Source organism: Citrobacter sp. CK191 (genome assembly GCF_030333435.1).
Classification (GTDB): domain Bacteria; phylum Pseudomonadota; class Gammaproteobacteria; order Enterobacterales; family Enterobacteriaceae; genus Citrobacter_B; species Citrobacter_B koseri.
The window spans coordinates 152,415-177,207 of record NZ_JAOWFX010000003.1; the positions used below are offsets into that span (position 1 = coordinate 152,415).

Sequence of the window (24,793 nt, forward strand, 5' to 3'; positions counted from 1 at the left end):
GTAGCACAATGTGCGACTTAGACTTGCATCCCTTCACGCTAACAATGAAAATGAGAAGCATTAACTCCATTAATAACAGGACGCTGATTCGTGAGACTTCCCCTGCTTTGCAGAACATCCCTGATACTGGTTGGGCTTTTCATTTCAGGAATTTCTTTAGGTCATGCCGCTGACTGGCCGCGCCAAATCACCGACAGCCGCGGCACGCATACGCTGGACCATAAACCTGAACGTATCGTCTCTACCAGCGTGACCCTGACGGGCTCGCTGCTGGCGATTGATGCTCCCGTTGTCGCCAGCGGAGCGACCACCCCTAACAACCGCTTTGCCGACGATCGGGGATTTCTGCGTCAATGGAGCGACGTTGCGAAAGCGCGCAAGCTGGCGCGCCTGTACATCGGCGAACCAAGCGCTGAAGCCGTTGCCGCACAAATGCCGGACCTTATTCTGATTAGCGCAACCGGCGGCGACTCTGCGCTGGCGCTGTACGATCAGCTTTCTACTATTGCCCCTACGCTTATCATCAATTACGACGATAAAAGCTGGCAGTCTCTGCTGACGCAACTGGGCGAGATCACCGGCCAGGAAAAACAGGCCGCTGTGCGCATCGCGGAATTTGATAAACAACTGGCGACCGTTAAACAACAGCTCACATTACCGCCGCAACCGGTCAGCGCGCTGGTCTACACCGCTGCCGCACATAGCGCCAACCTGTGGACGCAGGATTCAGCCCAGGGCAAGCTGATGGAGCAGTTAGGCTTTACGCTGGCGCCCCTCCCTGCCGGACTGCAAACCAGTAAAAGCCAGGGCAAACGTCATGACATCATCCAGCTTGGCGGGGAAAACCTGGCGGCAGGTCTGAACGGCGAAGCGCTGTTCCTGTTTGCCGGTGACAGCAAAGATGCCGACGCTATTTACGCCAACCCACTGCTTGCTCACCTGCCTGCCGTGCAAAACAAGCGCGTTTATGCGCTGGGCACCGAAACGTTCCGTCTGGACTACTACAGCGCAACGTTACTGCTTAACCGTCTCGCCGCGCTGTTTTAACTTACTTGCCGGATAGCGGCCAATGCCCTGTCCGGCCTGCATTTTAAAGCGGTGCACCATCTGGCACCGGCGGCTGGCGAAAACGACGCAACTCGCCCAGTAGCAGCATTAACAACAACCCAACGATCACCAACCCAAACCCGCTCACGCTCGCTGACGCAACCGGCGTCATCATGGCGCCCAGCCCGCCCAACAGCGCTGCGCCTATGGCGTCGCCGGTCACGTTTTGCGCCGTCCACAGGCCGTTGATTCGCCCGAGCATGGCTTCCGGCGTTTGCGTCTGCAACAGGGTGTATTGCAGTAACGAGCTAATCGCGCTGAGCCAGCCAAACAGCGCCAGACAGATCACCCCGAGCAGCCAGACAGGCATCAGCCCAAACAACCCAATAGCCAGGAACGACCCTACGGTGGAAACCAGCATCAACAATCCAGGGCGAACGCTGTGCGCCAGTTGCCCGCTGGTTAACGCGCCAACAGCCGCCCCCAATGGGATAGCGGCATAAAGTAAACCAATTTGCGCGGCGGACATGTGCCAGTTAATCGCCAGCGCCGGATAAAGCACGCGCACCGCGCTTGCCATCGTCAAGAGTCCGCCAAGCAACGCAATGCCGCCAATGAGCGGGCTGGAGAGCAAGAAACGGAACGCCGCCAACAGCGATTTCAACGGATGCTCACGCGGTTGCGGCGGCGGCGGGAGCGCCGGAAGGCTCAGCAACGGCAGCAGCGTGATAAATGTTCCTGCCGCCGCCAGACCGTAGTTCCAGGCCACGCCGCCGGTAGCCAGCAATACGCCGCCCAGCATCGGTGAAATCACCGATCCCAGACGTACCGTCAGCATCGTAATCGCCCCGGCCTGCATAAGGTTTTCTCGCCCTACCAGCGCAGGCGTCGCCGCCAGTAGCGCCGTGACCCCCAGCGAGGCAAAAAAGCCATCCCACAGACCGAGCAGATAGATTGCCAGCAGCGAAGGTTCCGGCAACAGCGCGTTCAGACACAGGCCAATAAAGCCAATACCGCAGGTGCCGCGCGCCAGCAGGATCACCTTTTTACGTTCATAACGATCCGCCAGCACGCCGCCGACCATCAGGCCAACAAACATCGCGCTGCCGGTCAGCGTCACCGACAGACCAACCTGCCACGTCGAGTGGGTCATCATCTGGATCTGTACCGGCACCGCTACGCCCAGCAGGCCCAGCGAGACAATAGAGATAAAACGGGCGAGGAAGACAGCGCGAAATGCAGGGTGCGTCTTCAACAGGCTGAGATTCAGCAGCCAGGATTGTCGATTCATTACAACGCCTTAATGCGAACTTTTTTTAAATATCCATTCAATGGCTGCACATGCTAACATAACCGAATAAGATCGATAACGATAATTACTATCATTATCAGGGAAGTTGATATGTCATGCTCTGTTTCCGTGGCACGCGCCATCGCCGTGCCCGGCTTGTTGTTATTACTTATTCTCGCCACGGCATTAAGTCTGGCTATCGGCGCAAAATCACTGCCTGCGTCCGTCGTACTTGAAGCAATTACCGGCACCTGCCAAAGCGCTGACTGCACCATCGTGCTGGATGCGCGATTGCCGCGCACGCTGGCTGGCCTGTTGGCTGGCGGCGCACTGGGGCTCGCCGGGGCGTTAATGCAAACGCTCACCCGCAACCCGCTTGCCGACCCGGGCATTCTCGGCGTCAATTCCGGCGCCAGTTTCGCGATCGTACTCGGCGCGGCGCTATTTGGTTTTTCCTCTCCGCAGGAACAGTTGCTGATGGCGTTTGCCGGGGCGCTGGTCGCCTCGCTGATTGTCGCCTTTACCGGCAGTCAGGGCGCCGGGCAGTTAAGCCCGGTTCGCCTCACGCTGGCGGGTGTCGCGCTCGGCGCAGTGCTGGAGGGGCTTTCCAACGGTATCGCGTTGCTGAACCCGGATGTGTACGATCAGCTCCGTTTCTGGCAGGCCGGCTCGCTGGACATTCGCAGTCTGCAAACGCTCAAGGTTATTGTCGTGCCGGTGCTGATTGCCGGTGCTACCGCGCTGTTTCTCAGCCGCGCGCTGAACAGCCTGAGTCTCGGTAGCGATACTGCCACCGCGCTGGGCAGCAAAGTGGCGCGTACCCAGCTCATCGGCCTGCTGGTGATTACCGTGTTATGCGGCAGCGCGACGGCGGTTGTTGGCCCTATCGCGTTTATCGGTCTGATGATGCCGCACATGGCCCGCTGGCTGGTGGGGGCGGATCACCGCTGGTCGCTGCCGGTCACGTTGCTGGCGACCCCGACCCTGCTGCTGTTTGCCGATATTATCGGGCGACTCATCGTTCCCGGTGAATTGCGCGTTTCGGTTGTCAGCGCCTTTCTCGGCGCGCCAGTGCTTATTTTCCTCGTGCGGCGCAAGCAGCGCGGAGGTGCCGTATGATGCACCTTTCCCGCCGCCTGATCATAAGCTGTCTGTTGCTGGTGCTCGGCTGTATCGCTGTCGGCTTGTGGAGCCTGCGCAGCGGCGCCGTTACGCTGGAAGTCTCGCAAATCATCAATGCGTTGCTGGGAGACGCCCCGCGCAGCATTACCCTGGTGGTGACCGAATGGCGTCTGCCTCGCGTGCTGATGGCGCTGCTGATTGGCGCCGCGTTGGGCGTCAGCGGCGCAATTTTTCAGTCGTTGATGCGCAACCCGCTGGGTAGCCCGGACGTAATGGGTTTTAACACCGGGGCCTGGAGCGGCGTGCTGGTGGCAATGGTGCTGTTTGGCCAGAACCTGACGGCGATCGCGATGGCGGCAATGGCTGGTGGGATTCTCACCTCGCTGATCGTCTGGCTGCTTGCCTGGCGCAACGGCATTGAGACCTTCCGGCTGATTATTATCGGCATCGGCGTGCGCGCCATGCTGGTGGCGTTCAACACCTGGCTGCTGTTGCAGGCGTCGTTAGAAACAGCCCTCTCCGCCGGATTGTGGAACGCCGGGTCGCTCAACGGACTGACCTGGGCCAAAACGTGGCCCTCGGCACCGCTGATCGTTCTGATGCTGGCGTGTGCCGCATTGCTGGTACGCCGTCTGCGCTTGCTGGAAATGGGTGATGACAGCGCCTGCGCGCTTGGCGTCAGCGTTGAACGTTCCCGGCTAATGATGATGCTGGTCGCCGTGGTGCTGACCGCCGCCGCGACGGCGCTCGCAGGCCCGATCTCTTTCATTGCGCTGGTTGCGCCGCACATCGCGCGGCGCCTTAGCGGCACGGCACGCTGGGGGTTAACCCAGTCCGCATTGTGCGGCGCGCTATTGCTGCTGGCCGCCGACCTGTGCGCCCAACAACTGTTTATGCCTTACCAGCTTCCGGTAGGCGTTGTCACCGTAAGCCTCGGCGGTATTTACCTTATCGTCTTGTTAATTCAGGAGTCCCGCAAAAAATGACCGAATCAGTAGCCCGTTTGCGTGGCGACCAGTTAACGCTGGGTTATGGCAAGTATACCGTCGCGGAGAATCTGAATGTTTCTATCCCGGATGGTCACTTCACTGCCATTATTGGGCCGAATGGCTGCGGCAAATCAACGTTATTGCGTACGCTAAGCCGTCTGATGTCACCCGTACATGGCCACGTCTGGCTCGACGGCGAGCATATTCAGCACTACGCCAGTAAAGAGGTGGCGCGACGAATCGGCCTGCTGGCGCAAAACGCCACCACGCCGGGCGATATCACCGTACAGGAGCTGGTTGCCCGGGGCCGCTATCCGCATCAGCCTTTGTTTACCCGCTGGCGCAAAGAAGACGAAGACGCCGTCGCCGGTGCGATGCGCGCCACGGGGATTACCCACCTGGCGACGCAAAGCGTGGACACGCTTTCAGGCGGGCAGCGGCAGCGAGCATGGATAGCCATGGTGCTGGCGCAGGAAACGTCCATCATGTTGCTGGATGAACCGACGACCTGGCTGGATATCAGCCACCAGATCGATCTGCTGGAGCTGTTGAGCGAGCTGAATCGCGAGAAAGGTTACACCCTCGCTGCGGTTCTGCACGACCTTAACCAGGCCTGCCGGTACGCCACGCATTTAATCGCGTTACGTGAAGGCAAGATCGTCGCAGAGGGAGCGCCAAAGGAGATTGTGACAGCGGATCTTATTGAGAAAATTTATGGATTACGTTGCACGATCATCGACGATCCGATCGCCGGAACGCCGCTGGTTGTGCCGCTGGGTCGCCCGAAGTAATCTCAATGGCGGAGGGTTAACAATACAGGCCCGGTCAGCGACAGCGCCACCGGGCGATTTGCCGGATGGCGCTTAGACTAACCGTTCTTCCAGTTGAATCGCATCATCCAGTTTACGGGACAGCATGGCATGACGCAGCAGAACACCGCCGCACGCGATCATACCGCCCAACAACGCAGCCAGAATCACGATCAACGCTTTGCCCGGGCCGTCTTTTTTCACTGGCAGCGAAGGCGATAGCTGATATTTAAACGGCATAAATTTCACATCATTGATATTCATCGCGGTCAGTTGCTCTACGTAATACTGGCGATTGCGTATTTCAGCGTTAATTTCCGCAACGTCCGTGACGGACTTTTCAATTTGCAATTTTTGCGCAATACCATCGGCGCCCAGAGAAATAGAGAAATCCGGGTCGTCTTTTACCGCCTGACCATTACTGTAGACCGGCTTCTTAATCCCGGCGGCGTTGGCAATCTCCAGGGAATAATTAAGTCGCTGAATGTTCGCATCAAGCTGGTTGCGCAATCTCACCCGGTCCATCGCCAGTTTTTCTTTCTCGAAATGCGTTCTGGTGTCCAGCTGGTTACGAATATTCTCCAGCGTCTCTTTCACGACGATGTCCGACACATACTGGATATAGCCGGCCAGCACCTTCTGCGCCTCTTCTTTCGTTGGCGCAGTAAAACTCAATGTCCACGAGGTAAATAACGACGTCTCGTTTTTCTTACCAGCGTTGGTATCCACCGCGTTCATCTTTTCACTGAGCGCAACAATCGCCCGATGCAGTTCCATTTCATCAATATCCGCCCCTTTTAATTGATCCATCACATACGGGGAGGCGCGAAGATATTCATCCAGCAGCGATGTTGAGCTGAACTTCTTAATGAAAAGCGTAAAGACGGCGTCTCGCTGCAAATTAATGTCGAGGTTCAGCACACGCAATGTGGTCAGCGTTTTTTCCAGCGCCTGCCACTGTACGGCCTCTGCCGGGGTGACAATCGCCCGACTGGTCCATTTCTGCGGCAGAATAAAGGACAGCAGAATACCTGCCAGCGCAAACGCAAAAACAGTCGCAATAATGCGATTTTTCGCCCGCCATAAAACATCAACAAGGCTTAACAAATCAATTTCATTACTGTTTGACGGCGCTAACGGATAGCCAGTAAATTCCGAATCTTTTTCCTGCTTAACATTGAGTGATGACATGTTGTGTAACCTGACATTGAGTCCAATGAATAAAAACATCCTTTCTAATATTCTAACAGCATCTCAGAATTATCCGAAACGATCTTTGTTTGTTCCACAGGTAGCATGCAATATTCAGAATTTTACCAACTGTCTGATTATGTTTCACTTATGTTAAATCAATGCTGAAGACAAATAAAAAGCCCATAATAATTGGTAGCTATTATGGGCATCAGTAGAATTAGATTTTTAAAGGCGTCAGAACGCTTCGCTTACTGGTCGAGCAATGCGCGAATAATCGGCCCGATATTCTCAAACGCGGCAGGTGAAATAATATCGACGTGGGCGCAATCCTGGCGATAGATATCCAGTTCAGCCATCCACGGCGCCCAGCTGCGTTCAGGGCTTATTCCTTCCGGCAGGGTGCGCTCCGCGACAAACAGCGTTGCGCGTCCATCGAACGGTACGCTATGCGCGGTTGTCAGAAGCCGCACGGCATCGGCGTAGTTTCCTTCGATGGTGCTGAATAACTCCCCGGAGGCATTTCCCTGTTGCGCAGCAAGGAACGCTTCGCGTTCACGCGCGATCTCCGCTAACACTTCAGGGTCCAGACCATTGGCCTCTTTTTCCTGCCAGTTTTGCGTTTCCGGCGGCCAGGTATCCAGCAGCCCGAGGAAGGCAACCGTTTCGCCACGCGCACGCAAGCGCGCCGCAATGCCCTGGGCCAGCGTTCCGCCCAGCGAATACCCCAGCAGGTAGTAAGGCCCATGCGGCTGCTGCGCCAGCAGCGTTTCCAGATGACGCTCGCACACCTCATCCAGATTCGTGGCCGTTTGCATTGGTCCATCAGGCCTTGGCGACTGAATCCCCGTAATCGACCAGTGTGGGCTGAGATAACGTGCCAGTACGCTAAACTGCCAGGCAAAACCGGACGCCGGATGGAAGCAGAATAACGTTGGTCCACTGCTTTCACGCAGCGGCAGGAGTGTTTCAAAGCCCAGACGCTGAGACTGCTCGTCATCGGCGGAATCCAGCAACGCACTAAGCTGACCAACGGTTGACGCCACCATCACCTGCCCCGGCGTCACCTGACGCCCGGACGCGCGACTCAACTGCGCGGCGAGTTTCATCGCCAGTAACGAATGCCCGCCCAGCGCAAAGAAGTCGGCCTCCACATCATTGACCTCACAACCCAGCAGGCCGGCAAAGGCGTCAGCCACCGTTTTTTCCGTCCCTGGTAATGGCGCGCGCCCCGGCGTACGTTGCGTCAGTTGCGGCATCGGCAGCGCTTTACGATCCAGTTTCCCGTTTGCGCTGAGCGGCAGTTCCGCAAGCTGTAGCAGAACCACAGGCACCATATGCGGCGGTAATGTCTCGCGTAACCGTTCCTGAAGCGCCGGAATATCCAGCGGTAAACCGGATTGTGACACCAGATAGCCTACCAGTTGGCGAGCATCGCCTCCTGTCGCGGCCGCCTGGTTAAACACGCAGGCGTGAGCCACGGCGTGCTCGACGTCCGGCAGCGTTTGCATAACCCGATCAATCTCGCCCAGTTCAATGCGCTGACCACGAATTTTTAGCTGATCGTCGCTGCGGCCAAGGTACTCTACCGCGCCATTTTCCAGCCAGCGCGCCACGTCTCCGGTGCGATACATGCGTTCGCCCGGCATAAACGGATCGGCAATAAAGCGACTCGCCGTCAGATCCGGGCGCCCCAGATACCCCTGCGCCAGCTGGATGCCGGTCAGGTATAAATCACCCGCGGTGCCCGGCGGCACCGGGCGCATCATCGCATCAAGAATGCGCAGCCCGGTATTCCAGACCGGATAGCCAATCGGCACGCTATTTCCGGTGACATCCGCCAGTTCTTTGCCGCAGGCGGGATACCAGCTGACATCCACCGCCGCTTCCGTCGGCCCGTACAGATTGTGCAGCGGCGCGCCGGTCAACTGTTCCCACTCGCGGCACAGCCCGGTGGGCAGCGCCTCGCCGCTACAAAATACGCGCTGTAGCGTAGCGCAGCTTTCATGAGCAGATTCAGGGGTGAGCGAGGCGACGAACGCCGCCAGCATTGACGGGACAAAATGGGTGGTGGTCACACCATACTTCGCAAAGAAATGCTGCATGGCAATCGGATCGCGGTGCGCGTCCGGCTCCGCCATCACCAGCTTCGCCCCGGCAATAAACGGCCAGAAGAACTCCCACACCGAAACATCGAAACTGCACGGCGTTTTTTGTGCGACCACATCCTCTGCCGTTAACGAATAGTGATCCTGCATCCACAGCAGGCGATTCACGATCGCGGTTTGCCCGACCATTACCCCTTTCGGCCTGCCGGTCGAACCGGATGTAAAGATGATGTATGCCGTGTGGTGCGGCAACGACAACGCCAGCGATTCAGCGCCGCTCGTCGGCAGCAGCGCGTTGTAGCACAGGCTTTCTACGCCGGGGATATCGTTAAATCGCGGCAGCTGTTCTGCGGTTGTGATCAGTAATTTCGGCTGCGCGTCTTCGAGCATCATTCGCAGACGATCGTCTGGATACCCCGTATCTAACGGCAGCCAGGCGGCTCCGGCCTCCACAATACCGTGCAGCGCCAGCGTCAGGAAAACCGAGCGCGGCAACGCCACCGCGACGCTGTCGCCCGGTTTAACGCCACGTTCACGCAGCAGGTGCGCCAGGGCGATCACCTGCTCGCGCATCTCCTGATAACTGAGCTGATGGCGCGCATCAGCCAGCGCGGGCGCGTCCGGCGTTTTGCGTGTCTGTTCGTCAACCAGCGCGCTGAGCGTCGTGAGCGGTATGCTTACCGCCGTATCATTAATCTGCGCCAGTTGCGCATATTCGGCAGGCAGGAGCATTTCGGCATCGCCGCAGCGCAGCGCCGGATTGTCCGCAAACTGGCGTATCAGCGCCGTCAGCCGCGACGCATGGCAGGATAACGTCGCCTCATCATAGCGCTGTTTGTTGGCTAAGATTTCAATGCTCAGGCCGCCCTCTTCATCCGGGAACAGCGCCAGTTCAAGATCGTTAACCGGGCCGGTCGCCAGCGTATGGGTTTGCGCCTGTACACCGGGAATATCCAGTTGATAATCAAAGACCTTCACGTTCAGCACCGGGCCAAACAGCGGCTCTTCACCCGCCGCGCGGCCGCTGTCGCGAACGATCTGTTCGGCGTCATAACGCTGATGGCGACGCATTTTTTTCATCTGCCCGGCAAGACGCGTCGCCAGTTCCGGCAGCGTTTCCGCCGCATTAATGCTTACCCCTAACGGCAGGACGTTCAGTACCGGGCCGGTCGCCGTTAACGCCGCCGATCCCATACGCCGCATGAATATAAATCCGGCGGCATAGTCCATCCGACCGCACAGGCGGCCCAGCCATAGCGCCACCAGCGCCAGCGCTAAATCCGCACGCTGAATATCAGACATACGTGCCGCCAGCTGACGGAAAACACCGTCGGGCACATCCAGTTTCATACGCAAAATATCGGCGCTGGCCGCCCGCCCGGGAAGCGGCGCAGCCGACAGCGAAGCGGGAGGCGGCAACTGGCGACGCTGCTCCGCCCAGAAGGCGCCATCGCGCTGATAAGCCTCGCTCTCACGGTAACGCTGATACTCCTCCACCACGTCAGCAAATGGCGTAAACGGCGAGTCGGGCGTCGGGGCGTTACACTGCCAGGCGCGGTAAATCGCCGCGATCTGACGGGTTATCGCCGGGAAACTGAAGCCATCCACCAGTAGATGGTGATAACGCTGATACCAGTACCAACGGGTCTCATCGACCTGAATCAACTGGTGGAACGCCAGCGGTTTGCCGCCATCAACGCGTAGATTTTGTCGCAGATCGGCCTGCATCCGCGCCAGCGCCGCCGCATGCGGATCGGGCTCGTCACGCAGATCGATAAGCTCGGGTTGTGCAAACGTGAATGCCGGGTCCACCCACTGCCAGACCTCACCGTTATCTTCGGTAAATCGCATGCGGAGGGTATCCGCTTGCGCCATACCGGTTACAACCGCCTGCGCCAGCAGAGGGGCATTCAGCGTGCCGTGTAATTCCACATAGTGCGCCACGCTCCAGGCAGAAGGCAGCGTAGAGAGTTTTTCCGCCATCCAGATCCCTGGCTGGGCGGCCACTAACGGTAAACGCGTGGTCATTGAGCCTCCTGCGCAGCGGCGTAATGGGCGGGAGTTAGCGCGGTCCAGTGCGCATCCAGCCACTGCTGGCAAAGCGCCTGCGATTGCGGTTCGCACACCACCTGCCAGCCCGCAGGGAGAGAACACTGCTGTGGCCAGAGACTAAATTGACGCTGCGGGTTTTGCAGAATGTAAAATTGTCCCTGCGGGTTATCGAAGGGATTACTGAATTCCATACTCAACTCCTGTCGTGGAAAATCGCCAGCTACAGCGTGTCGGTTAACGGTTGCCAGAGGGTCATCAACCCCTGCATTAATCCGCCACGCCAGCAAAGCGCATCATGTCCGCCGTCAACCTGACGCCAGAAAACCGACTGCTGCGTAGTGTGTAGTTGGCTGTAAAGCGCCTGATTCGCCCGGAAAATAAGCGGCTCTCTGATACCGGCCTCCAGCACGATGCGCAATCCTCTGGCGGTCAATGTGCCCGCCTTCAGTTGTTCAATAATCTCGCCTTCCCGATCTGCGCCGCGCTGCGGCCACCAGAACGATCCCGACTGGCTCAGTACGCAGCCAAAGCGCTCAGGCCAGTTCAGACCGGCATACAGCGAGGAGAGCCCGCCAAAACTCTGCCCGGCGACGATCGTCCTTTTTGCACAATCGCTGAATGGCGCAACGGTTTTCACCAGCGGCAGGAGTTCTTGTTGTACCGCCAGCCAGAAATCGGCATTGCAGGGCAGTTCACGGCTACGGTGGGGGGTATCAATGGCATCAATCAGCAGGTAGACCGCAGGAGGGAGCTGACGCCGCCGGGTCAGTGAGGTGAGCGCGGGCCAGACGGGCATGCTTTCCGCCCAAAACTGCCCGTCAAGCAGAATCGCTAGCGGACGTTCAGGTCGGACGTCGCCGGTCGTGAACACCCACACGCGACGCGTATTGCCCAGCCGCTCGCTGCGCCATTGCAGACATACCGGGGGAGCTGACGGATTTTCAGGCTTATCCCAGCCGGGTTGCACTGGCGCGTCTGGCATTTCCAGCGCGGAAACCGCATGGCCCCGCCCCCCCTTCCAGCTCACCGGGTTAAGAGGATCGGCAATAGCCTGCGGCAATAACTGACGCCAGCCTTCACGCAGCGTGGTTCTGTCAGGCGTTTCGTCTACTGCCAGAGAAGCAAAAATATCATCGCGTTCAGAAGGGATGAAACAGTAACTACCACGCCAGTCGGCGCTTAATGTCGTGCTCCATCGCCAGACATCCGTGCCCGCAATACGCTGCATGGATTGCGGAACCGCATTCTGGTGATGGTCGGTGACGCCCGTAATGTAGACCCATACGCGGCGAATTAAAGAGCGGCTTTCCGTTCCCTGCGGATCGCGCCACCAGAAAGTCACCCGATATTTTTCGTCTGTTTCACGCTCCCATTCGGGACCGTGTTTTGACTGCCACCAGGTCTCACTTCCTGTCGTTAACGCCGTCACCGTCATAACCTCATGTTTATTGTGTAATTTTTTATTTAATGATGAAATATATTGATAATATTATTGATAACTATTTTCATTTGCAATAGCGTATTGTCGCGCCGTGGGAAGCGCGAACATTATTTCACCACCCAGGCTGGGTCTCTCATTCGTGCATTGACGCCACGTTCAAATGAGAAACACAACCTGAAACCTGCACTGCGTGCTTTTTCTGGAATGTATGGCTTTCGCAGATGCGGGCGACATCAGGCTAAACACCTCACCACGAGAGTTTGGCGCATGTGGCTAAATAAAGATAAGCAGGAAACACAATGAACAATAAGATTCATTCCCTGGCCTTACTGGTCAATCTGGGAATTTATGGGGTCGCTCTGCCTGTTATGGCGGAGGAGACCACTGATAGCGCAGCGCTTCATGAAGACACCATCGTGGTCACCGCCGCCCAGCAGAACCTCCAGGCACCGGGCGTATCGACCATCACCGCCGACGAAATCCGTAAAAATCCTCCCGCTCGCGACGTTGCCGAAATCATCCGCACCATGCCGGGCGTGAACCTGACCGGTAACTCAACCAGCGGCCAGCGCGGCAACAACCGCCAGATCGACATTCGCGGCATGGGCCCGGAAAACACCCTGATTCTGATCGACGGCAAACCGGTGACCAGCCGCAACTCCATCCGTCTGGGCTGGCGCGGCGAGCGTGACACCCGTGGCGATACCGGTTGGGTGCCGCCAGAGATGATCGAACGCATTGATGTGATTCGTGGCCCTGCGGCGGCACGTTACGGCAACGGCGCAGCAGGCGGCGTGGTAAACATCATCACCAAGAAATTCGACGATCAGTGGCATGGTTCGTGGAACACTTATCTGAATGCGCCGGAACACAAAGACGAAGGTTCCACCAAGCGCACCAACTTTAGCCTGAGCGGCCCGCTGGGCGGCGAATTCAGCTTCCGCATGTACGGCAACCTGGATAAAACTCAGGCCGACGCCTGGGACATCAACCAGGGCCACCAGTCTGAGCGTACCGGCGCCTACGCCAACACCCTGCCAGCAGGTCGCGAAGGGGTTGAAAACAAAGATATTAATGGTGTCGTACGTTGGGATTTCGCGCCAATGCAGGCGCTGGAGTTTGAAGCAGGCTACAGCCGCCAGAACAACCTTTACGCGGGCGACACCCAAAACACCAATAACGACAATGCCCTGGTGAAGAAAAACTACGGTAAAGAGACTAACCGTATTTATCGCCAGAACTTCGCAGTGACCTGGAACGGCGGCTGGGATAACGGTATCACCACCAGCAACTGGGCACAGTATGAGCACACCCGCAACTCGCGTCTGGGCGAAGGGCTGGCGGGCGGTCTCGAAGGGTTGTTCAACAGCGACGAATTCACCGACACCGACCTGGCCGACGTGATGTTGCACAGTGAAATTAACCTGCCGCTTGATTTCATCGTTAATCAAAACCTGACGCTGGGTACTGAGTGGAACCAGCAGCGTATGAAGGATTCCGCCTCGAATACTCAGGCTCAACAGGGCGGAGCCATTCCAGGCATGAGCGACGACCGCAGTCCGTACTCATCCGCAGAAATCTTCTCCCTGTTTGCCGAGAACAACATGGAGATAACTGACAGCACCATGCTGACCCCGGCGCTGCGCTTTGATCACCACACTATCGTCGGCAACAACTGGAGCCCGTCCCTGAACCTGTCGCAGGCGCTGGGCGATGATTTCACCCTGAAGATGGGTATCGCCCGTGCCTATAAAGCACCGAGCCTCTATCAGACCAACCCGAACTACCTGCTGTACAGCAAAGGCCAGGGTTGCTATGCAAGCTCCGATGGCGTCGGTTGCTACATGATGGGTAACGATGACCTGAAAGCGGAAACCAGCGTCAACAAAGAGATTGGTCTTGAGTGGAAACACGACGGTTGGCAGGCCGGTGTGACCTGGTTCCGTAACGACTACCGCGATAAGATTGAAGCGGGCTATGCGCCAGTCGGCCATACCTCTTCAGGTAAAGTGCAAACCGATATCTACCAGTGGGAAAACGTGCCGAAGGCCGTGGTAGAAGGTCTGGAAGGATCGTTGAATATTCCGGTCAGCGATGCGATAAACTGGACCAACAACATTACCTACATGCTACAGAGCAAGAACAAAACAACCGGCGATCGTCTGTCGATCATCCCGGAGTACACGCTGAACTCAACCCTGAGCTGGCAGGTACATCAGGATGTGTCAGTGCAGTCAACCTTCACCTGGTACGGCAAGCAGCAGCCGAAGAAATACAACTATAAGGGCCAGCCTGCTACCGGCTCTGAGAAAGATGAAGTCAGCCCGTACAGCATTGTCGGCCTGAGCGCGACCTGGGACGTAACCAAAAACGTCAGCCTGACCGGCGGCGTGGATAACGTCTTCGACAAGCGTCAATGGCGTGCGGGGAATGCCCAGACCACGGGTAACGACGCGACCGGCGCTTATATGTACGGTGCAGGTGCTTACACCTACAACGAGCCGGGTCGTACATGGTACATGGGCGTTAACACGCGCTTCTGATAACGACCGCCCTCTCCCTGAACGGGGAGAGGGTTTTTATGAGAAACCATGCGAACCACTTACACCCCCCTCTCTTTTTCCCGCCACAAACTTCATCTTATCGGGTTCGATATCGATAGCTTCCACGAACACGATCTGCTCTGGTTGCCGCATCACGCGCAGCTGCTTCCCGCCGGGCGAAAACGTCAGGCTGAACACTTAGCGGGACGTCTCGCCGCGTTTCATGCCCTGACTGAATATGGGCACAAAACCGTACCCGCTATCGGCGATAAACGGCAGCCCTTGTGGCCAGAAGGCCTGTTCGGCAGTATCAGCCACAGCGCCGCCACGGCGCTGGCAGTCGTCTCCCTCACTCCGGTAGGGGTTGATATCGAAGCAATCTTCACGCCTCAAACGGCGGCAGAACTCACCAGCAGTATCGTCGATAACGATGAACAACGCGTTTTACAGCGCAGTTCCCTCCCTTTTCCGCTCGCGTTAACCCTGGCGTTTTCCGCCAAAGAGAGCGTCTATAAAGCGTTCTCCGATCGCGCGGCAACGTTACCGGGTTTTGCCAGCGCCAGGATCGTTTCAGTGACGAAAACACATCTAACCATGCAAATGACGTCGGCGTTTTCGCCGCAGCTTGCTGATTGCACAGTGGATATTTCGTGGCGTGAGTACGACGGTCAGGTCATTACGCTCTGCGCGTCCGCCCTGTAGAATTTGCCCGCAGCCATTGCTGACTGCGGAGCACAAGCATTGCCATAAAAGCGTATTTCGTCAGCATATATCGCCTCCATGCGAAGAAGAGACTAACAAGCCGAATTGTCGTGTTCGGGTTGTTAGCCTCAAGGTTGACGGAACTATTTTCAGAAAACGTGAGATCCGCTTACATTCCCGGGAACAACACCCCGTTGCCAGGCGCTTCACGATCCAGATGAATAAAGTTCAGATGACGTTCATACTGATCGAGAATGTCCGTAATCACCTGCTCTTTGCTGTAGTCCATCAGGTCATTTCCCTGGCTTCCTTCCAGCAGGAACGTTTCCAGCCGGTAATAGCTCGATTTGCCGCTACGTGCCCGGTAGGTAAAGCCGGGGATTGCGTACTGCTGCGGCCAGATCTGATAGATAAAGTTGCGCTCATCGCCCATATGAACCCGCAGATCCAGATGACCAAGGTTTTCCCCTTCCTGCGGCGGCATACTTTTCAGCTCCACCGATGCGCCGCGCAGTTGTAGCTCATGGGCGACCTCTTCCATTGCCGGAAAACATACCTTCTCCATCATTTCGCGGGTATAGCGCGTTCCCGGGTAGTTCATCAGGCGCGACAGTCGTTTTTTCCAGCTCAGCCGGTCCTGTACGCCCATCGGACGCGGCGCGGTATGACGACTGGCGCTTTCCCGACGATAATCTTCAACTTTCAATGATTTATACAATCCCGCCATAATGAAGAAGATCACAAAACTAAACGGCAGCCCCATGATTACCGTCGTGTTTTGCAGCGCTGAAATCCCGTTGGTCATCAGCATCCCCAGCGTCAGCAGGCCAATCGCTACCGACCAGAAAACACGCAGCCAGGCTGGCGCATCGCTGTTGATGTCTTTCAGTTTTGAGGTGAAATTGCCCAGCACCAGCGCACCGGAGTCCGCCGATGTCACATAGAACAACAGACCGGTGATTGTGGCGACAGACGCGCTGAAGGTGAAGGCCGGATACTGCGCCAGCAGGCTATAAAAGCCGCGCTCAGGGTGCGCCATCGCTTCTTCGGCAAAACCGGCATCGCCATGAATGATTTCATACAGCGCGCTATTGCCAAACACCGACAGCCACAGCAGGGTGAAAGTGAACGGGATAATCAACGTACCGAAGACAAACTGGCGAATGGTGCGGCCACGCGAAATACGCGCCAGGAACAGCCCGACAAACGGCGACCAGGCAACCCACCACGCCCAGAAAAAGAGCGTCCAGTTGTTCATCCACTCAACCGGCCTGTCGAACGCAAAGCTGTTCAACGTCATCCCCATAAAGCGGTTAACGTAGTCACCCACATTCAGCACCAGCGCATTGAGCAGGAATGAGGTGTCCCCCATAAACAGCACAAAGAGGATCAACCCCAGCGCCAGCAGCACATTCAGCTCCGACAGAACCCGAATGCCTTTGTCCACGCCAGAAGTCACCGAGATCGTGGCGATCACCACCGACAGCACAATCAGCGCCGCTTTGGCCGCCATTGAATCCGGGATATCAAACAGCACGCTCAGACCGTAATTGAGCTGCACCACACCAATCCCCAGCGTCGTGGCGATACCGAAGATGGTGCCGATAACCGCGGCAATATCCACACTATGCCCAATCGGCCCGTTGATGCGCTTACCGAAGATCGGATAGAGCGCTGAGCGAATGGTCAACGGCAGGTTATAGCGATAGCTAAAGTAGCCAAGCGCCATCCCCATTAACGCATACATCGACCAACCGGTCAGGCCGTAGTGAAACAGCGTCCAGACCATCGACTGGCGGGCGGCTTCAATGGTCTGCCCTGCGCCTTCCGGCGGCTGCATATATTGGGTGACAGGCTCCGCCACCGAGAAGAACATCAGGTCGATGCCAATCCCGGCGGCGAAAAGCATTGCCGCCCAGCTTAGCAGACTAAATTCCGGCTTTGACTGCTCAGGCCCAAGCTTGACGGAACCGAAACGCGAGCAGGCAATGAATATGACAAAAACGATATAGAGCGTGGCGGCCAGCAGATAGTACCAGCCAAACGTTCTGGAGACCCAGTTCAGCGTGCGGCCGATCCAGACTGCGGAGAAATCACTAAAAAAAATGGTCGTCAGGGAAAACAACAAAATCAGTCCGGCAGACGTATAAAACACGACGGGATTGATTTTGTCCTTTTCTCTGTTCTGAGCAAGGTTCGTCATCGATTACCTCTGATTAAGTAACGGTGACTACTCTGTCGAGCAGCTAACTTTTTGAGATTCTGTAAGGTGATGGCATTTTTAACAGATTTGCAAAAATAGCCTTATTAACAGAAATGATGATATTTTCAATCTATTGTTTTTATTAATTTTATCTAATATCCCATTACATTCCCCTTACCTGTTAACCGCTAAATTGATAACAATTAAGACACATTTTATATTGAACGTCCAATCAAAAAACGGTTTAATACATAACCATAACTGATGACTGGAGCGATAAAAATGCCCAAAGTGGGGATGCAAACCCTTCGTCGCAGGCAACTGATTGACGCCACCCTGGAGGCCATTAATGAAGTCGGGATGCATGACGCGACCATTGCGCAAATAGCCCGGCGAGCAGGCGTGTCGACCGGCATCATCAGTCACTATTTCAAGGATAAAAATGGATTGCTGGAAGCGACGATGCGCGACATCACCAGCCAGCTTCGCTATGCCGTCCTGCGTCGGTTGCACGCCCTTCCTGAGGCCAGCGCTGAATTGCGTTTGCGCGCCATCGTAGCGGGCAACTTTGACGACAGTCAGATAAGCCAGGCCGCGATGAAAGCCTGGCTCGCATTCTGGGCAAGCAGCATGCATCAGCCGATGCTCTACCGCCTGCAACAGGTCGCCAGCAAGCGGCTGCTGTCGAACATTGTGTACGAATTCAGACGCGAACTTCCGCGCCAGCAGGCTCAACAGGCCGGCTATGGCCTGGCGGCGCTTATCGATGGACTGTGGCTACGCGCCGCGCTGAGCGGAAAACCGTTTAATCTCAGTCTCGCTCAAGCGCTGACCACCCATTTCATCAGTCAGCATTTGCCGAACGCCACTGACTAACCGAGGAGAACCCATGCCCCGAATGGCAGAACAACAGCTTTATATTGACGGCGCATATACTGCCGCCACCAGCGGTCGCACCTTTGAGACGATCAATCCCGCTAACGGCGAGGTACTGGCTACCGTACAGGCCGCAGGCCGCGACGATGTTGATCGCGCCGTGAAAAGCGCGCAGCGCGGGCAAAAAATGTGGGCCGCGATGAGCGCAATGGCGCGCTCGCGAATCCTGCGTCGGGCAGTTGATATTCTGCGTGAACGCAATGACGAGCTGGCGCAACTGGAAACGCTCGATACCGGTAAACCACTGAGCGAAACCGCCAGCGTGGACATCGCCACCGGCGCAGACGTGCTTGAGTATTACGCCGGGCTGATCCCTGCCCTGGAAGGCAGCCAGATCCCGCTACGCGAGACGTCATTCGTCTACACCCGTCGCGAGCCGCTGGGCGTGGTGGCCGGGATCGGCGCATGGAACTACCCCATTCAAATCGCCCTGTGGAAATCCGCTCCGGCGCTGGCGGCAGGCAATGCCATGATCTTCAAACCCAGTGAAGTCACGCCGCTAACCGCGTTAAAACTGGCGGAAATCTACAGCGAAGCCGGTCTCCCGGACGGCGTGTTCAACGTGCTGCCAGGCACCGGCGCGGAAACAGGGCAGTTCCTGACGGAACATCCTGATATCGCCAAAATCTCCTTCACCGGCGGCGTCGCCAGCGGCAAGAAAGTGATGGCTAATTCAGCGGCTTCATCGCTGAAAGAGGTGACGATGGAGCTGGGCGGCAAATCACCGCTGATTATCTTTGACGACGCGGACCCCGACCTCGCGGCGGATATCGCCATGATGGCGAACTTCTTCAGCTCCGGCCAGGTCTGCACCAACGGCACGCGCGTATTCATTCCGGCGCACATGAAAAGCGCCTTCGAGCAAAAAATTCTGGCGCGCGTAAGCCGCATTCGCGCAGGCGATCTGTCTGACCCGGCAACCAATTTTGGCCCACTGGTGAGCTTCCCTCATCGCGACAACGTTCTGCGCTATATCGCCAGCGGAAAAGCGGAAGGCGCAACGCTGCTTTGCGGCGGCGACGTATTAAAAGGCGAAGCGTTTGATAACGGCGCCTGGGTCGCCCCCACCGTATTCACCGACTGCCGGGATGAGATGACCATCGTACGCGAAGAAATTTTCGGCCCGGTAATGTCCATTCTGACCTACGAAAACGAAGAAGAGGCGATCCGCCGCGCCAATAACACCGATTACGGACTGGCCGCCGGGGTAGTGACAGCCGATCTCAACCGCGCTCATCGCGCAATCCACCAGCTTGAAGCGGGGATCTGCTGGATCAATACCTGGGGGGAATCTCCTGCTGAAATGCCGGTCGGCGGCTACAAGCATTCCGGTATTGGTCGCGAGAACGGCATCATGACGCTGCAAAGCTACACCCAGGTGAAGTCCATCCAGGTTGAGATGGGTCAGTTTCAATCCATATTTTAACCAGGAGGTTTGTTTGCATTTTGACTACATCATTATTGGCGCCGGTTCGGCGGGCAACGTACTGGCAACACGGCTGACTGAAGACAGCGACACCACCGTGTTGCTGCTGGAAGCGGGCGGCCCGGACTACCGTGCGGATTTCCGCACCCAGATGCCTGCCGCGCTGGCGTTTCCGCTACAGGGTAAACGTTATAACTGGGCGTATGAGACCGAACCGGAGCCGCATATGAACTACCGCCGCATGGAGTGCGGCCGTGGTAAAGGGCTGGGCGGCTCATCGCTGATTAACGGCATGTGTTACATTCGCGGCAACGCGATGGATCTCGACAACTGGGCGCAGGAGCCAGGCCTCGAACACTGGAGTTACCTCAACTGCCTGCCCTATTACCGCAAGGCGGAAACCCGTGATATCGGCCCCAACGACTACCACGGCGGCGACGGCCCGGTAAGCGTCGCCACGCCAAAGCACAATAACAACCCACTGTTCCATGCAATGATAGAAGCGGGCGTCCAGGCGGGATATCCACGTACCGACGACCTCAACGGCTATCAGCAGGAGGGGTTTGGGCCGATGGACAGAACCGTGACGCCGCAAGGACGACGCGCCAGTACGGCACGCGGGTATCTCGATCAAGCCAAAGGTCGGCCGAATCTGACCATCATCACCCATGCGCTGACCGACCATATTCTATTCGAAGGTAAAAAAGCGTCAGGCGTTGAGTGGCTGGAAGGCGACAGCACCATCCCGACCCGGGCGATGGCGCGTAAAGAGGTGTTGCTGTGCGCGGGCGCCATTGCGTCGCCGCAAATCCTGCAACGCTCCGGCGTGGGTGACGCATCGCTACTGAAAGCGTTTGATATTCCGCTGGTGCACCACCTGCCGGGCGTGGGTGAAAACTTGCAGGACCATCTGGAGATGTATCTACAGTATGAGTGCAAAGAACCCGTCTCTCTCTACCCGGCGTTGCAATGGTGGAACCAGCCGAAAATTGGCGCTGAGTGGTTATTTGGCGGCACCGGCGTGGGCGCCAGCAACCATTTTGAGGCAGGTGGATTTATCCGCAGCAGCGAAGCGTTTAGCTGGCCGAATATTCAGTATCACTTCCTGCCGGTGGCGATTAATTACAACGGCTCGAATGCGGTGAAAGAACACGGTTTTCAGTGTCATGTCGGTTCGATGCGCTCACCCAGCCGTGGGCATGTACACATTAAATCGCGCGATCCGCGCGAGCATCCGGCCATTCTGTTTAACTATATGTCTACCGGGCAGGACTGGCAGGAGTTCCGCGATGCCATACGCATCACGCGTGAAATCATCAACCAGCCTGCGCTGGACAAATACCGTGGACGCGAAATCAGCCCTGGCATTACGTGCCAGACCGACGAACAGCTGGATGCGTTTGTGCGCGACCACGCGGAGACCGCGTTTCATCCTTGCGGCACCTGCAAGATGGGTTACGACGAAATGGCGGTAGTCGACGGCGAAGGCCGGGTTCACGGCGTGGAAAATCTGCGCGTGGTGGACGCCTCCATTATGCCGCAAATTATCACCGGCAACCTGAACGCCACCACCATTATGATCGGCGAGAAGATGGCCGATGCGATTCGTGGCCGCGAACCGCTGGCAAAGAGCACCGCAAGCTATTACGTCGCAGGTGATGCGCCCGTGCGTCAGCCGCCGCTGCGTTAATCCCACCTCTTTTTCCCGCTCTGCTGCTGAGCGGGAAAAGACCACGCCCCCCTCCTCCTCCCTGACATCTATACTCAACGCAACGCCCTGACAAAAGAGAACGTTATGCCGCTACCCGATTTTCACGTTTCCGAACCGTTTACGCTGGGAATTGAACTGGAAATGCAGGTGGTCAATCCGCCGGGTTACGATTTAAGCCAGGACTCTTCCACCCTGATTGACGCCGTCAAATCCCAACTCACCGCCGGAGAAGTGAAGCACGATATCACCGAAAGCATGCTTGAGATGGCGACGGGAGTCTGCCGCAACATTGACCAGGCGGCGGCGCAGTTCTCCGCCATGCAGCAGGTGATTTTGCAGGCTGCCGCAGACCATCATCTTGAAATCTGTGGCGGGGGCACGCACCCTTTTCAAAAGTGGCAGCGCCAGGAGGTGTGCGACAATGCGCGCTACCAGAGTACGCTGGAAAACTTCGGTTATCTGATTCAGCAGGCGACGGTATTTGGTCAGCACGTCCATATTGGATGCGCGAACGGTGATGACGCTATCTACCTCCTGCATGGTCTGTCGCGCTTTGTTCCTCACTTTATTGCGCTGGCGGCGGCATCGCCGTATATGCAAGGGTCAGATACCCGTTTTTCCAGCGCCCGGCTGAATATCTTCTCAAGCTTTCCTGATAACGGCCCGATGCCGTGGGCCAGCAACTGGCAGGAATGTGAAGGGCTGTTCCGCCGCCTCGCGTACACCAGCATGATCGACAGCATCAAAGATCTGCACTGGGATATCCGTCCCAGCCCTCACTTCGGCACGGTAGAAGTTCGGGTAATGGATACGCCTCTGACCCTTGCTCATGCGGTCAATATCGCGGGGCTGATTCAGGCGACGGCCCACTGGCTGCTGACCGAGCGCCCGTTCAGGCATCAGGAGCGGGATTATCTGCTGTACAAATTCAACCGCTTTCAGGCCTGTCGGTATGGTCTGGAGGGAACATTGACCGATGTCCACACCGGCGACCATCACCTGCTGTCTGATGACACGCTGCGCCTGCTGGAGAATGTCGCCTCCTCCGCAGATAACGTCGGCGCCGCCAGCGCCATTAACGCTCTGCGCCTACAGGTGAAAAACGGGCTGAATGAAGCGCGGCAGATGCGGGAGTTTGTGACGGATGGCGGCTCACTAATTGGGCTGGTGAAAAAACATTGCGAGATCTGGGCGGGTCAGTAGGCGACGATTTGCGTTAGCCGGCGATATCCCGGACAATGGCTTTTTAACTCAAGTTTAACAATGCCATGAAACACCCGCTTGAATCGTTGATGACCGCTGCTGGCATCCTGCTGATGGCTTTTCTCTCCTGCCTGCTGCTGCCAGTGCCCTCGCCTGGCATGGTGCTGGCGCAAAAGCTGGTTGCGACCTTCCATTTAATGGATCTCAACCAGCTTTACACCCTGCTGTTTTGCCTGTGGTTTTTAACGCTTGGCGCTCTCGAATATTTCGTGATCCGCTTTATCTGGCGTCGCTGGTTTTCGCTGGCTGACTAAGCCGGTGAAATCCCGCATACCGTGAACCAGCGCTTCACACCACGCGGCGTAATCGTGTCCGCTTGACCACGGATGAAAACTCACCGGATAGCCTTTTTCACGTAGTACCTGCGAAAATTCCAGCGTGTTGCGATAAATACCGCCGTCCGGGCCTTTGGTTTCAAAGCGGCCAGCCTGCAACCAGAAGCGGACAGGATAACGCGGCGAATTCTGGTACTGACGCGTCAGCCAACTGGCCTCCTCGTCTTTTGGCGCCCACCAGTACGAACCGGATAAACTCAGCACGTTGCCGAACAGACGCGGATAGCGCAACGCGACCCAGGATGACGCCAGCCCGCCATAGCTGGAGCCCGCCAGCACCGTTTTTTGTCGTTGCGTGGTCACCCCCTGCTGACGCAGCCAGGGCAATAATTCATGCGCCATGAAGTCGGCAAAATCAGGGTTCGGCGGCAACTCTTTCGCTCGTCTGGCGTGATCGAGCGTATCAATAAACACCACGTTTATCGGCGGCAGTTGATGGCGCGCGATCAGTCCATCCAGCACGCGATCGATATGGTAATCATCAAGATACGTTTTGCCGTCAAACAGCATCAGCGTCCAGCGTGCCGGTTGCGCGCTGTGTGGGCGATAAATCGCAATTTCACGACTGTTGCCCAGACGTTCGCTGAACAATGTTTTGCGCGTAAGCGAACCGTAACGAACAGGCTGCGCGGTAGCTTGCGCAGAGCAAAACCGCGCGGGACTCAGATCGAGAAGGGAAAACTGATTCCAGCGATCGGCATACTTCTCGCCAAGCGTCAGCGGGTTAAGCGGATCTCTCTGCGCGCTGACCAGAATCGCCCGCCGCTGATCGCGCGGCGAACCGTTCACCAACGGAACATCCGGCGCCAGTTTGTACTGCATTACCGTATCCGCAGGCACCACATAGCTGCGGAACCAGACGTCGGAATCGCCCAGGCGGAACAGGGGATCGTGATCGCCTGCCGGAGAACCGAGAATAAAAACGTTCTGTTTCGCACCGCGCCACAGAAACGTAACCCGCTTATGGCTGTCGTCAACCGGCTCCACCAGCGGCGTGCCGTTACGCTGTAGATCCTGCCAGAAATGAGCGGTTCCGGCGCCTGCCGCCAGCGCTTTTTCCAGTTGCTGCAAGGTTGGGCTGACGGGAGCGACGCGCTGTATTTTCGGCAGCGGCGTAGTCTCTTTCATCTGCCATGTAAACCGCCAGCGAGCGCCCTCATTACCGTGCAACACCAGCGAGGTGGCCTGTTGTACCGGCAAAGAAAACAACAGCTGATGCTCGCCATCGGCCGGGCCGCCTTCCAGTAAAGTACGGATGCGACGGTTCTGGCCGTCCAGCAAACGAGCATCGGTAATCCCCGACAGGGTGGCCGAAACATAATTTTCACTCAGCGCGGGAAGCACAAAGCAGATCTCGCCGCTGGCATCAAATTTCCCCTGCTGCTCTCCCTGAACGGAGGGCGTCGAACACGGCATCGCCTGAGCCGACATCGTCCCCAGCCCAATCACCAAACCACTCCATGCCATCTTCATTAACGGTGCTTTCCTGATGAAATTTGTTAACAACGCTAATGCAAATGGTAATGATTTGCAATAACATCTGTCGCGTTTAATGAGGATGGCAGTCCGGCATTTGTCTGACAGGACGACCGGACAATTTCAGGTATGGCATAGAAAAGGATGC

The 24,793-nt window shown here is 56.9% G+C and carries 18 protein-coding genes; 11 read left to right on the forward strand and 7 right to left on the reverse strand.

Going from position 1 to position 24,793, the window contains the following annotated elements; translation table 11 throughout:
* The first annotated feature begins 90 nt into the window (after positions 1-90).
* Positions 91-1,047, forward strand: a complete 957-nt coding sequence (fepB, locus tag OGV82_RS00755) for a Fe2+-enterobactin ABC transporter substrate-binding protein (protein ID WP_047458230.1) — start codon at positions 91-93, stop codon at positions 1,045-1,047.
* 43 nt (positions 1,048-1,090) lie between these two features.
* Here the strand turns inward: fepB and entS are convergent, their stop codons facing one another.
* Positions 1,091-2,338 carry an enterobactin transporter EntS gene (gene entS, locus OGV82_RS00760; RefSeq protein ID WP_047458233.1) on the reverse strand — a complete coding sequence of 416 codons (1,248 nt, stop codon included), beginning with the start codon at positions 2,336-2,338 and terminating at the stop codon, positions 1,091-1,093.
* 111 nt (positions 2,339-2,449) lie between these two features.
* On the opposite strand from entS, the gene fepD reads away from it, so the two are divergent.
* The 3 genes from fepD to fepC are packed head-to-tail and all read left to right on the forward strand — an operon-like array spanning position 2,450 to position 5,240.
* Entirely contained in the window at positions 2,450-3,457 is a 1,008-nt protein-coding gene (gene fepD / locus OGV82_RS00765; RefSeq protein WP_012133399.1) for a Fe(3+)-siderophore ABC transporter permease, read from the forward strand.
* Positions 3,454-4,446, forward strand: a complete 993-nt coding sequence (fepG, locus tag OGV82_RS00770) for an iron-enterobactin ABC transporter permease (RefSeq protein ID WP_012133400.1) — start codon at positions 3,454-3,456, stop codon at positions 4,444-4,446. Before fepD ends, fepG begins: the two co-directional genes overlap by 4 nt.
* On the forward strand, positions 4,443-5,240 hold the full coding sequence (gene fepC / locus OGV82_RS00775) for an iron-enterobactin ABC transporter ATP-binding protein (RefSeq protein ID WP_047458235.1): 798 nt from the start codon (positions 4,443-4,445) through the stop codon (positions 5,238-5,240). The genes fepG and fepC overlap by 4 nt, the downstream gene beginning before the upstream one ends.
* A 72-nt stretch (positions 5,241-5,312) precedes the next feature.
* Here fepC and wzz(fepE) read toward each other — a convergent pair whose 3' ends face one another.
* The 4 genes from wzz(fepE) to fes all read right to left on the reverse strand — a co-directional run bounded on the left by wzz(fepE) (position 5,313) and on the right by fes (position 12,044).
* Positions 5,313-6,449 (reverse strand): LPS O-antigen length regulator Wzz(fepE), encoded by a 1,137-nt coding sequence (gene wzz(fepE) / locus OGV82_RS00780; RefSeq protein WP_071259795.1) that lies wholly within the window; start codon positions 6,447-6,449, stop codon positions 5,313-5,315.
* Positions 6,450-6,700: 251 nt separating this feature from the next.
* Positions 6,701-10,585: an enterobactin non-ribosomal peptide synthetase EntF gene (entF, locus tag OGV82_RS00785; protein WP_101743892.1), complete on the reverse strand. Its 3,885-nt coding sequence runs from the start codon at positions 10,583-10,585 to the stop codon at positions 6,701-6,703.
* The gene (locus OGV82_RS00790; protein WP_047458244.1) at positions 10,582-10,800 is read right to left on the reverse strand and encodes an MbtH family protein; all 219 of its coding nucleotides are present in this window, start codon (positions 10,798-10,800) and stop codon (positions 10,582-10,584) included. The genes entF and OGV82_RS00790 overlap by 4 nt, the downstream gene beginning before the upstream one ends.
* A 29-nt stretch (positions 10,801-10,829) precedes the next feature.
* Positions 10,830-12,044 (reverse strand): enterochelin esterase, encoded by a 1,215-nt coding sequence (fes, locus tag OGV82_RS00795; protein WP_101743893.1) that lies wholly within the window; start codon positions 12,042-12,044, stop codon positions 10,830-10,832.
* Between the two features lie 305 nt (positions 12,045-12,349).
* On the opposite strand from fes, the gene OGV82_RS00800 reads away from it, so the two are divergent.
* Positions 12,350-14,593 carry a TonB-dependent siderophore receptor gene (locus OGV82_RS00800; RefSeq protein WP_012133407.1) on the forward strand — a complete coding sequence of 748 codons (2,244 nt, stop codon included), beginning with the start codon at positions 12,350-12,352 and terminating at the stop codon, positions 14,591-14,593.
* A 48-nt stretch (positions 14,594-14,641) separates the two neighbouring features.
* Positions 14,642-15,295, forward strand: coding sequence for an enterobactin synthase subunit EntD (gene entD / locus OGV82_RS00805; RefSeq protein ID WP_101743894.1), 654 nt, complete (start codon positions 14,642-14,644; stop codon positions 15,293-15,295).
* A gap of 169 nt (positions 15,296-15,464) precedes the next feature.
* On the opposite strand, the gene OGV82_RS00810 is transcribed toward entD, so the two are convergent.
* Entirely contained in the window at positions 15,465-17,498 is a 2,034-nt protein-coding gene (locus tag OGV82_RS00810; RefSeq protein ID WP_047458253.1) for a choline transporter, read from the reverse strand.
* Positions 17,499-17,780: 282 nt separating this feature from the next.
* On the opposite strand from OGV82_RS00810, the gene betI reads away from it, so the two are divergent.
* From betI to OGV82_RS00835, 5 genes are all read left to right on the forward strand, one after another.
* Positions 17,781-18,374, forward strand: a complete 594-nt coding sequence (gene betI / locus OGV82_RS00815; RefSeq protein WP_024130562.1) for a transcriptional regulator BetI — start codon at positions 17,781-17,783, stop codon at positions 18,372-18,374.
* Between the two features lie 13 nt (positions 18,375-18,387).
* On the forward strand, positions 18,388-19,860 hold the full coding sequence (gene betB / locus OGV82_RS00820) for a betaine-aldehyde dehydrogenase (protein ID WP_101743895.1): 1,473 nt from the start codon (positions 18,388-18,390) through the stop codon (positions 19,858-19,860).
* A 13-nt stretch (positions 19,861-19,873) separates the two neighbouring features.
* Positions 19,874-21,550 (forward strand): choline dehydrogenase, encoded by a 1,677-nt coding sequence (gene betA, locus OGV82_RS00825; RefSeq protein WP_012133412.1) that lies wholly within the window; start codon positions 19,874-19,876, stop codon positions 21,548-21,550.
* 105 nt (positions 21,551-21,655) lie between these two features.
* Complete coding sequence (locus OGV82_RS00830) at positions 21,656-22,774, forward strand: YbdK family carboxylate-amine ligase (protein ID WP_101743896.1); 1,119 nt, start codon at positions 21,656-21,658, stop codon at positions 22,772-22,774.
* Positions 22,775-22,839: 65 nt separating this feature from the next.
* Complete coding sequence (locus OGV82_RS00835; protein ID WP_012133415.1) at positions 22,840-23,088, forward strand: DUF1158 domain-containing protein; 249 nt, start codon at positions 22,840-22,842, stop codon at positions 23,086-23,088.
* Here the strand turns inward: OGV82_RS00835 and OGV82_RS00840 are convergent.
* Positions 23,017-24,642: an alpha/beta hydrolase-fold protein gene (locus OGV82_RS00840; protein WP_047458262.1), complete on the reverse strand. Its 1,626-nt coding sequence runs from the start codon at positions 24,640-24,642 to the stop codon at positions 23,017-23,019. The two genes, OGV82_RS00835 and OGV82_RS00840, sit on opposite strands and share 72 nt — an antisense overlap.
* Positions 24,643-24,793: the final 151 nt, after the last annotated feature.